We start from the raw sequence: 11,623 nt of genomic DNA on the forward strand, positions 1-11,623 counted from the left end.
TCTGCTTCTGCTTCTGCTTCTGCTTCTGCTTCTGCTTCTAAAGCCGTGCTGGTTTGGGTTGAGGCGTCAAGCGAAGATGAGGAGGGGGCCACTCTTTTTTCGGCGTCACCTGCTTCGGGTTGCGCAGGGTCTGTCAGTGCCGCGTGGGTGGGTGCGGCTTGCGTGTTATCCGCCATATCGGGGTGATCCGGGGTGGCAGGGGTGTTCTGCTGCGGGGTCTGCGGCATGGGGGGAACATCCGGGTTGGTGGTGGTCATGCGTTGTGTCTCCCCCGCTTGCCTTTACGCCGCTTGGACGGCTGCTGGTCTGATGCTGCCTGCACTGCTGCATCGGCGCCCTGCTCTCCCTCCGCCGGACTATCCTCGGCGGGTGTGTCTGGAGCGGGAGGTGTTTCCTCATCCTCCACAGGGTCAATTGGTCCTTCATGGGGGCGAAGCAGGATCTGGCCGAAAGTTTCGTCCTGACGCAGTTCAAGCCTGCCGCTTTTGGCCAGTTCAAGCCCGGCAATCAGTGTGCCTGCCATGGCGGCACGGCGCTGGCGGATGGCGTCCTCCCCCACAGCGGCCTCTGGCAGGGCGTCTGGCAGGAAGGCGTCAAGACTGTTCCAGCCCGGCGGCGTTTCTCCCAACAGGCGGGTCAGGCGGGAAAGCGCATCCTGCACAGTCCAGAACCGGATGGTGCGCGGGGCATAGATGCGCTTGCGGGCCGTGCGGCGCATGGCGGCCATATAGGCCCGCATAAGCTGCGGCATATCCAGCGCCAGACCGGAGCGATCAATTTCTATCAGGGTTTCACTCTCGCCGCGCGCCCAGACATCGCGCCCCAGCCGGGGGCGGGCATCCAGCCAGCGGGCCAGTTCCCCCATGCAGGCCAGTTCAATCAGCCGTTCCTGCAACAGTTCGGCGGCTTCCTCGCCCTCCATGGCCAGATCATCTTCGGCGGGCAGCAACAGGCGGGATTTCAGCCAAGCCAGCCAAGCGGCCATCACCAGCCAGTCCGCCGCCAGTTCCAGCCGCACCTTGCGGGCGGATTCCACCACGGCCAGATACTGTTCCACCAGTTGCAGAATGGAAATGCGGCTTAAATCAACCTTTTGCGCCCGTGCCAGATCCAGCAGCAGATCCAGCGGGCCTTCAAACCCATCCAGATGCAGCACGGGTACGCGGGGCACGGCCTCTTCCGTGCTTGCACTGGCAGCGCCGGGCTGCTCCGCTCCCGCTTCAGGAGACGGTGTTTCCTGCGGTGCCGGAGAAGCGCCAGTTGCCAGCGTCTCGTCCGGGGCCGGGGCATCAGGGTGAAGTGCAGGCCGCTGATCGGCGTCCATCTGTCAGGTCTTGCCTTATCTGTGGCTTACAAACATGGGGTAAGGTGCTCTTTGCTCAGGCGGCCTGTTTGGCTGACCATCCGGACTGGGCCCGCAGCAACGGCATCACGCACGGGCTGACACCCCCAGAGCCGAAACGCCCAGACCAATACCGGCTGAAAAAAGCGTTGCTCCCGGAAGCGAGCATCCGGGACGGCATAGCCCGCTTTTGTGACAGCACCGCATGGTCTTTCATGCAAGCAACCCGGCTTTTACGCCGGGAAGAGCCGAGCACCCCGTGAGAACCTTGGCCTTTAGCACATGCGGGCCGGTTGCCGCGCAGCGGTTACTGGTGCACCTGCGCACAGGCCAACCCACGTTCCCGCACCGCGTTGCAGAAGGTCCGTGTCTCCGCTGTGGAGGCAAAGCCAGCCACCCGCAGACGATAGAACACTGCGTTATCACGCTGCACTTTTTCCACCATGGGCGTGCGGTCTGCAAACAGAGTGGGATACCGCGTTTTCAGGCGGCTCCATTCCTGCTGTGCCTGCGCTTCAGACTGCAACGCCGCAAGCTGCACGCGATATTTGCCACCGGAAGAGGCCGGAAGCGGCGCAGCGGCGGGAACCTGTTCCACCTTGCGGGCGGCTGGCGGTGCTGCGGAATCGGAAGCCGCTTTGCGGGCCGGAGTTGCAGGCGCCGCCGGAGTAGTCTGCGACTGGGCGGCCTTGCCGGTAGCCGCGCCGGAGGCCGCTGCGGCATCACCGGCAGCGGATTCATCCGTTGTGCCGTTGGAAGAATCGGGCAGGCTTGTGGGCTGCTGATCTTCCGCTGTTGGCTGCGCACCGGCAGCACCGCCTGCCTGAGACTGATCTGTGCCCTGGGCACCAGCATCTGTCCCTTTGGGTCCCGCTTCCTTGATGTCCGGGTCATCCCCCGTGGCGTCTGCCGCTTTTTTCGCGTTGTCCGCGGCCTCCGTGCTGGCGGCCTGCTGCCCGTATTGCTGGGCCAGCGCGGTGGGGTTGGGTTTTTCAGGCGCGGGCACCGGATGAGCCTGCCCGTCATCCGGCGTATCAGGCATGGCCACGCCATCAAGCTGCATGCCACCCGGATCAACCGGCTTGGTGCGCATGGCAACAGGCGGTGGCCCCATGACGGGAATACCGCTCTGGTGGTGGCCCAGCAGCGCCCAGCCGCCAATGCCCAGCACCAGCAGCCCCCCAAGGCCCGCAGCGCCATAGACCAGCTTGCGGGTTCCGGCATCACTGCTCAGAAACTGGGTGAGAACACTGGACGCAACACCCCCCTTGCCTGCTGGCCCTGCGGGCCGGCGGGGAGGCAGGGTGTCATCATAATCCGTGCTCATGCGCTCACGCGCGCGGCTGATCCGGTTATCTGACGAAAAATCCTTGTTATCGTCACTCATCAGCGCATTTCCTCTACGGGTTCCACGCCCATTACAGCCAGACCAGACCGGATAACCGTGGCGGTGGCGGCAACAAGCGCCAGCCGCGCACGGGTTGCCTCTGGCGCATCCGGCTGAAGGAAGCGCAGGGATGCATCATCCCGGCCACGGTTCCACAGGGCATGGAAGTCACTTGCTACGTCTGCCAGATAGAAGGCCACGCGATGGGCCTCCCGCGCAAGGGCTGCGGACTCAATCAGGCGCGGCCATTCCGCCAGACGGCGCAGCAGCGCCATTTCCGCATCGGCTTCCAGCGTGGTCAGGGGCACCTGTGCCAGTGCCTCTGCCGTTACGGGGCCGTAGCTGCCATCTTCCTGCGCCATGCGCAGAACGGAGCGGCAGCGGGCGTGAGCATACTGCACATAAAAGATCGGGTTATCACGCTGCTGCGCCACCACCAGATCGAGATCAAACTCCATCTGGGCATCGCTCTTGCGGGTGAGCATGGTGAAGCGCACGGCATCCTTGCCCACTTCATCAATCAGGTCCCGCAGGGTGACAAAGGTGCCCGCGCGTTTGGACATTTTAACCGGCTGGCCATCCCGCAGGATGTGCACAATCTGGCACAGCACCACTTCCAGCGGCACGGTATCATCCGTAACGGCACGCACGGCGGCCTTCATGCGTTTGACGTACCCACCATGGTCCGCGCCCCACACGTCAATCAGCACCTGCGCGCCACGGGCCACCTTATCCGCATGGCAACCGATATCATTGGCGAAGTAGGTGTTTGTGCCGTCAGACTTCTTCAGCGGGCGGTCAACATCATCCCCGAACTGGGTGGAGCGGAACAGAAGCTGTTCACGTTCTTCCCAGTCATCCGGCAGCTTGCCTTTGGGCGGTTCCAGCACGCCTTCATACAGCAGGCCTTCCTTGTCCAGCCGGGTGATGGCGGCATCCACCACACCATCGCGCAGCACCTGAGCTTCAGACGTGAAGACATCATGATGCACGCCAAGGGCGGCCAGATCTTCCTTGATGGCCGTCAGCATATGCGCCACGGCAAAGCCGCGTACGGTTTCAAGCCATGTTTTTTCAGGGGCCGGGCGTGCGCCGTCTTCAGCCAGTTTGTCCCCATATTCGGCCACCAGTTCAGCGGCTACGGGAATAAGATATTCACCCTTATATTGCAGCCCGCCGGGTGTGAGGTCTGAAAACGCATCTTCCGTCAGGGTGGTGCCCAGCGCCTGCAAATAACGCCAGTAGGTAGCCCAGGCCAGCGCCTTTACCTGTGCGCCGGCATCATTGATGTAGAATTCCTTGGTGACATCAAACCCGGCCTTGGCCAGCAGGTTGGCCAGCGCATCCCCCACCACGGCGCCACGGCAATGGCCCACATGCATGGGGCCGGTGGGGTTGGCGGACACATATTCCACATTCACCCGCACGCCTTTGCCAGATTGCGAATCGCCATACCGTTCACCCGCCTTGAGCACGGCAGGCAGAACGGAACGCAGCACATCCGGGGCCAGTGTGATGTTCACAAAGCCGGGGCCAGCAGCGGCCACCTTGGCCACGCCATCCACCTTTTGCAGGGCGGCAACCAGATCAGCCGCAATATCAGCCGGTTTGCGGCGGGCAGCCTTGGCCAGCAACAGGGCGGCGTTGGTCGCCATATCCCCATGCGCGGGGTCGCGCGTGGGGGTTACTTCAACGCGGGCCAGTGTTTCTTCCGGCACGTCGGGCAGCAGCCCTCGCACGGCGGCCAGGACATGGTGACGATAAAGCTGGAACAAACACTCAGACATGCCGACAAAATTCCCACTACAAAAGCGATAGAGCCGCGTTTTCAGCCCGGTACTGACAGATCAGTCAACCGGCGATGTTCTTCCATGGCGTAGCGATCCGTCATGGAAGCCACGTAATCCGCCACTGTACGGCGTATGGTGGCGTCATTACCCGCCAATGCAGTTTCACGCCAGCGGTCTGGCAACAGCTTGGGCGACTCCACCAGAATGGTGAACAGTTCCGCCGTGACATGCCGGGCCTTGTACGTCATGCGGTTGACGCGCCAGTGCCGGTACAATTTGGCGAACAGGAACTTGCGGATCCCCTTGTTGGCCTCCGCCATGGCGGGGCTGAACGCCACCACCGGCGCGGATGCAGCGCGGATATCTTCCACACTACGCGGCGCAAGGTCCTGAAGGTTCTTGCGGGTGCACACCAGCACATCCGTGGCCAGCGCATGAATCACACGGCGCACCATTTCATGGCGGATACGCTGGTTTTTCTGCGGCATGTCTGCGGGCAGATCCGCCGCCAGCGCCTGAGCCTGCGCCAGCGCATTCCCCACCAGCGGCACGTCTTTCAGGTCTTCCAGCGTCAGCAGGCCGGATTTTACACCATCATCCAGATCATGCCCGTGATAGGCGATATCATCCGCCAGCGCCGCCACCTGCGCCTCTGCAGAGGCATAGGTGTGCAGGTCCAGCGGCCACTGGGCATCAAACTCACGCAGCCACGGCGCGGGCTTTTTGACCGGCCCGTTATGTTTGGCCAGCCCTTCCAGTGTTTCCCATGTCAGGTTCAGGCCATCAAAGGCCAGATAACGGCGCTCCAGCAGCGTCACCTGCCGGAGCGCCTGCGTGTTGTGGTCAAACCCCTCCCACGGCTGCATCTGGGCGGCCAGCGCATCCTCCCCCGCATGGCCGAAGGGCGTGTGGCCCAGATCATGCGCCAGAGCCACGGCTTCTGTCAGGTCTTCATCCAGTTGCAGAAAGCGGGCCATGGAGCGCGCGACCTGCGCCACTTCCAGCGAATGGGTCAGGCGGGTGCGGAAAAAATCACCTTCATGATTGATGAACACCTGCGTTTTATATTGCAGGCGGCGGAAGCCTGAGGAATGCACAACGCGGTCCCTGTCCCGCTGCCAGGGCGAACGGGTGGGAGATTCATCCTCCGCATGCAGGCGGCGGCCACGGCCTTCGCCCGGCTGCACTGCATAAGGGGCAAGAAACAGATGGGCTGCGGCCTGTGCTGGCATGGGTGTGTAATCCTGCTCCGTCACGGTGTTCCGGGGCGGGCGTAGGCTGCCCCGCTGGTGCGGCAAAACTGCGTTTCAGGCAGGTTCCACCACATAAGATGCGCCGCACCCTAAGCCATTACTTGAAAATTGACCATCTCTGCCCCCATGCCCCTTCAAACTGCCCTCCCCCCGCGCTATCTAGTGGAGTATGACCCAGCCCCAGCCCTTTACCGTGTCTGAGGCCGCCGCCACGCGGATTGCCTCGGTTATTGCCAAACGCAAGGCCACTGCCACCCCGGAGGGCGCACCCCCGCCAGCCGCGCTGCGCGTGGCGGTGGAAGCCGGAGGTTGCAATGGCTTCCAGTATCAGTTCACGCTGATCGGGCCGGAGGCGATTGCCCCGGATGATACGCACATTGAAAAAGGTGGCGCGCTGGTGGTGGTAGACCCCGCCAGCCTTGATCTGCTGGCCGGGGCGGAACTGGATTTTACGGACAAGCTGATGGGGGCGCATTTTGCGGTGAACAACCCCAATGCAGCGTCCTCCTGCGGGTGTGGCACGAGCTTTTCCGTCGCATGAAAATAGCGACCTGGAACGTTAATTCCGTTCGCCAGCGCCAGCACCTGATTCTGGACTGGCTGGAGCGCGAACAGCCTGACGTGCTGATGATGCAGGAAATCAAGTGCGAGACCGCGCAGTTTCCTGCCGAAGCCTTTCAGAAAGCCGGGTATGATTGTGCCGTTGTGGGCCAGAAATCCTATAACGGGGTGGCTACGCTGGTTAAAAGCGGGATGGAGATCACCACGGATCATCTGCCGGGGTTTGACCATCCGGTGGCCCGTTATGTGGAAGTACGCACGCAAGGGCTGACACTGGGCAATTTGTATCTGCCCAACGGCAATTCCGGCGGGGAGGATGGTTACGCAACCAAGCTGGCGTTTTTTGATGCCCTGACAGCCCGCGCCCGCGCATTCTTGCAAACGGATACGGATTTCATTCTGGCTGGCGACTACAATGTCTGCCCGACACCGGAAGACTGCGCCCCCGGTGCCCTCGGCCCCGATGACGCACTGGTGCGCCCGCAAAGCCGTGCGGCCTACCGCCGCCTGTTGTGGCTGGGCCTGACAGACGGCCTGCGTGCGCTGCATCCCTCTGGCCCGGCCTATACGTTCTGGGATTATCAGGCCGGAGCCTGGGCCCGGGATTGCGGGCTGCGGATTGACCACGCCCTGCTCTCCCCCCGTGTGGCGGAACGGCTTGAAACCGCCTGGCCGGACCGGGATGAACGGGCGATGGAACGCCCGTCCGACCATGTGCCGCTGATTGTTACCTTGCGGGACAAGGCTCAGGCTACGGCCTGAGTCCCTGCTTCCTGCGGGGTGGCGGGACCGCCAATATCGCGCAGGCGTTCACCGCGCATCAGGTTATCTTCAATATCTTCCAGTGATGTGCCTTTGGTTTCTGGCACAAACAGCAGCGCCACCACCAGAAACAGCATGTTGAACCCGGCCAGCATCCAGAACGTGACGGAATCTCCCAGCACGGTCATGCAGGACAGGAAGACGGTGCTGATCAGCCAGTTGGTTATCCAGTTGACAAAAGTGGAGCACCCAATGGCGAGGCTACGCCCCTTTAACGGCTGAATTTCCGAGCACAGGGTCCATGGCAGCGGTCCTTCCCCCAAGGCGTAGCCCAGAATAAACGCGACCAGCGTGCCAATGATCAGCACAGCGCCCAACGTGCCTTCCACATGCAGTTGCAGCACAAACCCGAACAGAACCAGGCTGAGGCTGGCAATAATGCAGCTTGTTACCAGCAGCGGACGACGCCCCCAGCGGTCGATCAGAAACAGGGCGGCAACGGTGGCCGCCAGATTAGCCACGCCCAGCAATGTTGTGGCCCAGATGGCGGCTGCGCTACCAAAATGGGCGCGTTCCAGCACTTTGGGCGCGTAATACAGCAGCACGTTAATGCCTGTAAGCTGTTGCAGCGCCTGAAGGGAAAGCCCCAGAAAGAAGCTGCGGCGGAAGGGGGCGCTGGTTTTGAACAGTTCAAACCCGCTCACATTTTCCTTGTTCACCTGCTGGCGGATACGCGTAAGTTCACGCTTGGCTTTCTCGCTACTGTCGCGCAGCATGTGCAGCACGCGGGAAGCCTCCTTGTGTCGCCCCTGTGTGACAAGCCAGCGCGGAGAATAAGGCACCACCAGCGTGCTAAGCAGAAAGAATACGGCCGGGATGGCGGGAATACCCAGCATCCAGCGCCAATGACCGCCGCCAGCCAGCAGACTGTCTGAAAAATAGGCCATCAGCATGCCGATGGTAATGGCCATCTGATACAGGGAAATCATACGCCCGCGGTCTTTTTGGGCAGTAATCTCAGAAATATAGAGGGGGGCGGCAAAAGCAGCCAGACCAACGCCCAGACCCAGCACCACACGGCCTGCCATCAGCACGGGCACGGAATGGGCAAAGCAGCACGCCGCCGTGCCTGCCAGAAACAGCACGGCCGCACAGGAAAGCGTGACACGCCGCCCCCATTCCCGCGCCAGAAAAGAGGCCAGCAGCGCACCAAAGGCTGCCCCCAGCATCAGGGTGGAGACAATCCATTCATCCGTAACGGTTGTGGTATGAAATTCCAGCCCAATAAAATGCAGAGCCCCGGCAATAACACCGGTATCCAACCCAAACATCAATCCGGCCAGCCCTGCGGCCAGAGCGAAGAGCGAGGCCTGCCCCAGCCATGGGCCGGCATTGTTACTGTTATTGTCTTCTGTTTTTTCTTCATTACTCCTGTTCAGTTCAGAACAGTTTGTTCCCTGCACAGTGGACCTCCATTTTTTCTTTTTATGACGTCTCACCACCACAACGTTCTATGCCTGCAGGGGTTGTGATTTTTTTTGTAAACACGCTTTTATTGGGTGTATCTCCCGCCCACTGCGCGGCTTACATGATGGAGCCCTCTTATGCCTGAGCCCTCAGCTTCTCTTCTGCACACAGCCCGCGCCCTGGCGGTGGGCGACACCAGCAGCCGGGCGCTGGTGGAACAGGCACTGGCGCGTATCACTGACCCTGCGGGCGAGGGCACACGCACCTTTACGGAAGTGCATGCAGAACAGGCCCGCGCCACGGCTGATGCCTATGACGCACACCGCAAGGCGGGAAATGCCCTGCCATTTCTGGCGGGTATTCCTGCGTCTGTGAAAGATCTGTTTAATGAGGAAGGGAGTATCACCACCGCAGGGTCCCGCGTGCTGGCTGATGCCGCACCCGCGCAGCAGGATGCGCCCGCCATTGCCAACCTGAAGCAGGCCGGGCTGATCTCCATTGGCCGCACCAGCATGACGGAATTTGCGTTCTCCGGCGTGGGTATCAACCCGCACACCGGCACGCCCGCCAACCCGTGGGACCGCCCCAATCGCCGTATTCCGGGTGGCTCTTCTTCCGGTGCGGCCATTTCCGTCACAGATGGCATGGCCGCCATTGGTATTGGCAGTGACACAGGGGGCTCCTGCCGTATTCCCGCCGCCCTGACGGGCCTTGTGGGTTACAAACCCACCGCCAGCCGCATTTCTACCCAAGGCACGGTGCCGCTATCCTTCACGCTGGATTCCATTGGCAGCCTTGGCCATACCGTGTCCTGCTGCTGGGCGGCAGACCGCGCCCTTTCCGGGCAGGAGGTGACAGCAGCCCACGCCCCTGCACCTGATGCTCTCTCCGCCCCACGGTTGGGCGTGTTGCAGACCTACGTGCTGGACGGCATGGATGAACCGGTCTCCACCGCCTATCATGCTGCCCTGCACAGGCTGGAACAGGCCGGGGCTGTGCTGGACGATGTGCATTTTCCAGACCTTGCCACGCTGCCGGAACTGAACCGGCTGGGCGGGTTCCCTGCCCCGGAATCCCTGACATGGCATGCAGACCTTATTGTCCATAAAGCTGATCTGTATGATCCCTTTGTGTTGAAACGGATTTTACGCGGCAGAGAACAGAGTGCTGTTGATTACATCACCCTTATCCGCAACCGGAACACCCTGATTGCCAAGGCAGCGCAAGTTCTGGGGGGGTATGATGCCATTCTGATGCCGACCGTGCCGATTATTGCCCCCCGCATGGCGGACCTTGCCGAGGATGACATCTACACACGCACAAACCTGCTGCTGCTGCGCAACCCGACTGTGACCAATTTTCTGGATGGATGCGCCATCAGCCTGCCATGCCATCCGGCAGGCACGGCCCCCGTTGGTCTGATGGCAATGGCCCTGCACAATCAGGACACCCATCTTTTTCCACTTGCAGCCTGGATGGAACAGGCCTTGCAAAGCAGCCGCACATAATACCTTACCAGCCGAAGAGAGATGATTTTTTCATGACAATACAGAACAGGTGATGCCAAACAGCATTTCTGGTGCATCATCTTTCTGAATACTGAACAGGAAAGCGCTCTGATGCCTCGCTCGGTCAAAAACATCGCCTGTGTTTCTGCTCTTTTGGCCTGCGTTCAAATGCCGCAGGCAGCAGGGGCACAGCAGACCGGGTGGGGAAAAATCGATACTGCAAACAGCTATGATCTCACCATCACACACCATCCCGAGGGTGACGCATCAGATGATACCATCACGCTGCACAGTGACACTGCTCCACTGGATGCTTTTGCCGCTGCCAGCCACGCCGCTCCCGCCACGGGGCGACAGGGAAAAGCCGTTCGCCTAAAGGGCATTTTAACCACAGACAGTACCGCTACCGGCGCAGCGTTATGGATAGCCGCCTATGCAGGCACAAAACAGGTTGCCTTTTCCAACACACAAGCTGCCCCTGTGCCCGCCAGCAGCCAGAATGTGACACGCACAACATTGGTTCTGATTCCGCGTGACGCGAACAGACTTGTGTTTGGCGTATTGCTGAAGGGAAAAGGGAAAGTAACTGCCAGTTCCCTGACATTATCCGCGCTTGATGATGAAAAACTGCCAGATGGCACCCCCCTGCCGGAAGCTGTCATGCAGAAAGCGCTGTCTGATATTAAAGAAAATGCGGTCAATGCGTCACACATTGACTGGAAAACAGAAACGCCGCGCCTGCTTGCCCTCTCCCACACAGCGCTCCTTGCCGATGTTTATGCGAACCTCAGAGCACTTATTAAAAATCTTGATGATCACCATAGCCTTGTCATCCCGCCGTGGAAAAAATCGGGCTTTGAACAGATGTGGCGTGCTCCCCCTGAGGCCAAAACCCTTTCCGCTGGCATAAATACAATTGGCCTGACAGGCTTTACCCCACACTCACCGCAAGAGATGTCCGCTTACAGGGACGCCCTTCTCTCCACCATTCGGTCCCTTGCCCCCGCCAAAGGGTGGGTGCTTGATCTGCGGAAAGATCAGGGTGGCAACATGTGGCCTATGCTTGCCGGTCTCAAACCGTTTCTGGGTGATGCGCCCTTGGGATATTTTGTGACCATATCAGGCGAAAAATCGCGCCCATGGAAAGAGACCCTGCCCATAGACCATCAGGACATAGCCCAGCCTGACCTTTCCACAATCCCCGTTGCTGTCCTGATTGGTCCCCATACCGCAAGTTCAGGCGAGGCCGTTGCCATCGCCTTCAAGGGGCGCCTCAACACTCGATTTTTTGGAACCCCTACGGCGGGCCTGACATCCAGCAACCGTACATTCAGGCTGCCGGATGGCGGTATCATGCCTATAGCCACCAGTTTTGAAGCAGACCGAACGGGCGTGATTTACAAGCACGGCGTAGAGCCTGACGAACATATAGAGGATGAGACAGCTACAATTCAGGCTGCAACTCTATGGTTACACAACCTGACAGTGCCTTAGAAACGGCGGCCAACGCCACAGCACCGAGCACCGAGCACCGAGCACCGAGCACCGAGCAC

General features: G+C 60.7%; 11 protein-coding genes. 5 read left to right on the forward strand and 6 right to left on the reverse strand.

What is annotated here, in order from left to right; all coding sequences use genetic code 11:
• Window positions 1–257, reverse strand: a 257-nt coding sequence (locus AD948_RS01270) for a hypothetical protein (RefSeq protein ID WP_211264413.1), incomplete at its 3' end; no start/stop codon positions are given.
• Window positions 254–1,324, reverse strand: coding sequence for a segregation and condensation protein A (locus AD948_RS01275; RefSeq protein ID WP_061470348.1), 1,071 nt, complete (start codon window positions 1,322–1,324; stop codon window positions 254–256). The genes AD948_RS01275 and AD948_RS01270, both read right to left, overlap by 4 nt.
• Window positions 1,325–1,392: 68 nt before the next feature.
• Between AD948_RS01275 and AD948_RS01280 the strand changes: the two genes are divergently transcribed.
• Window positions 1,393–1,605, forward strand: coding sequence for a hypothetical protein (locus AD948_RS01280; protein ID WP_156478884.1), 213 nt, complete (start codon window positions 1,393–1,395; stop codon window positions 1,603–1,605).
• A 44-nt stretch (window positions 1,606–1,649) separates the two neighbouring features.
• On the opposite strand, the gene AD948_RS01285 is transcribed toward AD948_RS01280, so the two are convergent.
• From AD948_RS01285 to AD948_RS01295, 3 genes are read right to left on the reverse strand one after another with little or no spacing between them, the layout of a single operon-like run.
• A complete protein-coding gene (locus AD948_RS01285) occupies window positions 1,650–2,729 on the reverse strand; it encodes an SPOR domain-containing protein (protein WP_061470350.1) in 1,080 nt (359 codons plus the stop codon).
• Window positions 2,729–4,516, reverse strand: coding sequence for an arginine--tRNA ligase (gene argS, locus AD948_RS01290; protein WP_045541727.1), 1,788 nt, complete (start codon window positions 4,514–4,516; stop codon window positions 2,729–2,731). The genes AD948_RS01285 and argS overlap by 1 nt, the downstream gene beginning before the upstream one ends.
• Before the next feature lie 41 nt (window positions 4,517–4,557).
• Window positions 4,558–5,751 (reverse strand): deoxyguanosinetriphosphate triphosphohydrolase, encoded by a 1,194-nt coding sequence (locus AD948_RS01295; protein WP_058987353.1) that lies wholly within the window; start codon window positions 5,749–5,751, stop codon window positions 4,558–4,560.
• A gap of 190 nt (window positions 5,752–5,941) precedes the next feature.
• On the opposite strand from AD948_RS01295, the gene AD948_RS01300 reads away from it, so the two are divergent.
• Entirely contained in the window at window positions 5,942–6,313 is a 372-nt protein-coding gene (locus tag AD948_RS01300; RefSeq protein WP_006559643.1) for a HesB/IscA family protein, read from the forward strand.
• Window positions 6,310–7,095, forward strand: a complete 786-nt coding sequence (locus tag AD948_RS01305) for an exodeoxyribonuclease III (RefSeq protein ID WP_061470351.1) — start codon at window positions 6,310–6,312, stop codon at window positions 7,093–7,095. Before AD948_RS01300 ends, AD948_RS01305 begins: the two co-directional genes overlap by 4 nt.
• On the opposite strand, the gene AD948_RS01310 is transcribed toward AD948_RS01305, so the two are convergent.
• On the reverse strand, window positions 7,080–8,558 hold the full coding sequence (locus AD948_RS01310; protein ID WP_208618837.1) for a sugar porter family MFS transporter: 1,479 nt from the start codon (window positions 8,556–8,558) through the stop codon (window positions 7,080–7,082). The two genes, AD948_RS01305 and AD948_RS01310, sit on opposite strands and share 16 nt — an antisense overlap.
• Before the next feature lie 141 nt (window positions 8,559–8,699).
• On the opposite strand from AD948_RS01310, the gene AD948_RS01315 reads away from it, so the two are divergent.
• Together AD948_RS01315 and AD948_RS01320 are read left to right on the forward strand one after the other, a co-directional pair.
• Complete coding sequence (locus AD948_RS01315; RefSeq protein ID WP_061470352.1) at window positions 8,700–10,070, forward strand: amidase; 1,371 nt, start codon at window positions 8,700–8,702, stop codon at window positions 10,068–10,070.
• A gap of 111 nt (window positions 10,071–10,181) precedes the next feature.
• Window positions 10,182–11,564, forward strand: coding sequence for a S41 family peptidase (locus AD948_RS01320; protein ID WP_061470353.1), 1,383 nt, complete (start codon window positions 10,182–10,184; stop codon window positions 11,562–11,564).
• Window positions 11,565–11,623: the final 59 nt, after the last annotated feature.

The organism is Acetobacter senegalensis (genome assembly GCF_001580995.1).
In the GTDB taxonomy this organism is placed as follows: Bacteria; Pseudomonadota; Alphaproteobacteria; order Acetobacterales; family Acetobacteraceae; genus Acetobacter; species Acetobacter senegalensis.

Excerpts from the sequence above, each read along its gene's own strand:
- AD948_RS01315 (WP_061470352.1), top strand. The coding sequence starts at position 8,700 with ATGCCTGAGCCCTCAGCTTCTCTTCTGCACACAGCCCGCGCCCTGGCG.
- AD948_RS01300 (WP_006559643.1), top strand. The coding sequence starts at position 5,942 with ATGACCCAGCCCCAGCCCTTTACCGTGTCTGAGGCCGCCGCCACGCGG.
- AD948_RS01305 (WP_061470351.1), top strand. The coding sequence starts at position 6,310 with ATGAAAATAGCGACCTGGAACGTTAATTCCGTTCGCCAGCGCCAGCAC.
- AD948_RS01320 (WP_061470353.1), top strand. The coding sequence starts at position 10,182 with ATGCCTCGCTCGGTCAAAAACATCGCCTGTGTTTCTGCTCTTTTGGCC.
- AD948_RS01275 (WP_061470348.1), bottom strand. The coding sequence starts at position 1,324 with ATGGACGCCGATCAGCGGCCTGCACTTCACCCTGATGCCCCGGCCCCG.
- argS (WP_045541727.1), bottom strand. The coding sequence starts at position 4,516 with ATGTCTGAGTGTTTGTTCCAGCTTTATCGTCACCATGTCCTGGCCGCC.
- AD948_RS01295 (WP_058987353.1), bottom strand. The coding sequence starts at position 5,751 with ATGCCAGCACAGGCCGCAGCCCATCTGTTTCTTGCCCCTTATGCAGTG.
- AD948_RS01285 (WP_061470350.1), bottom strand. The coding sequence starts at position 2,729 with ATGAGTGACGATAACAAGGATTTTTCGTCAGATAACCGGATCAGCCGC.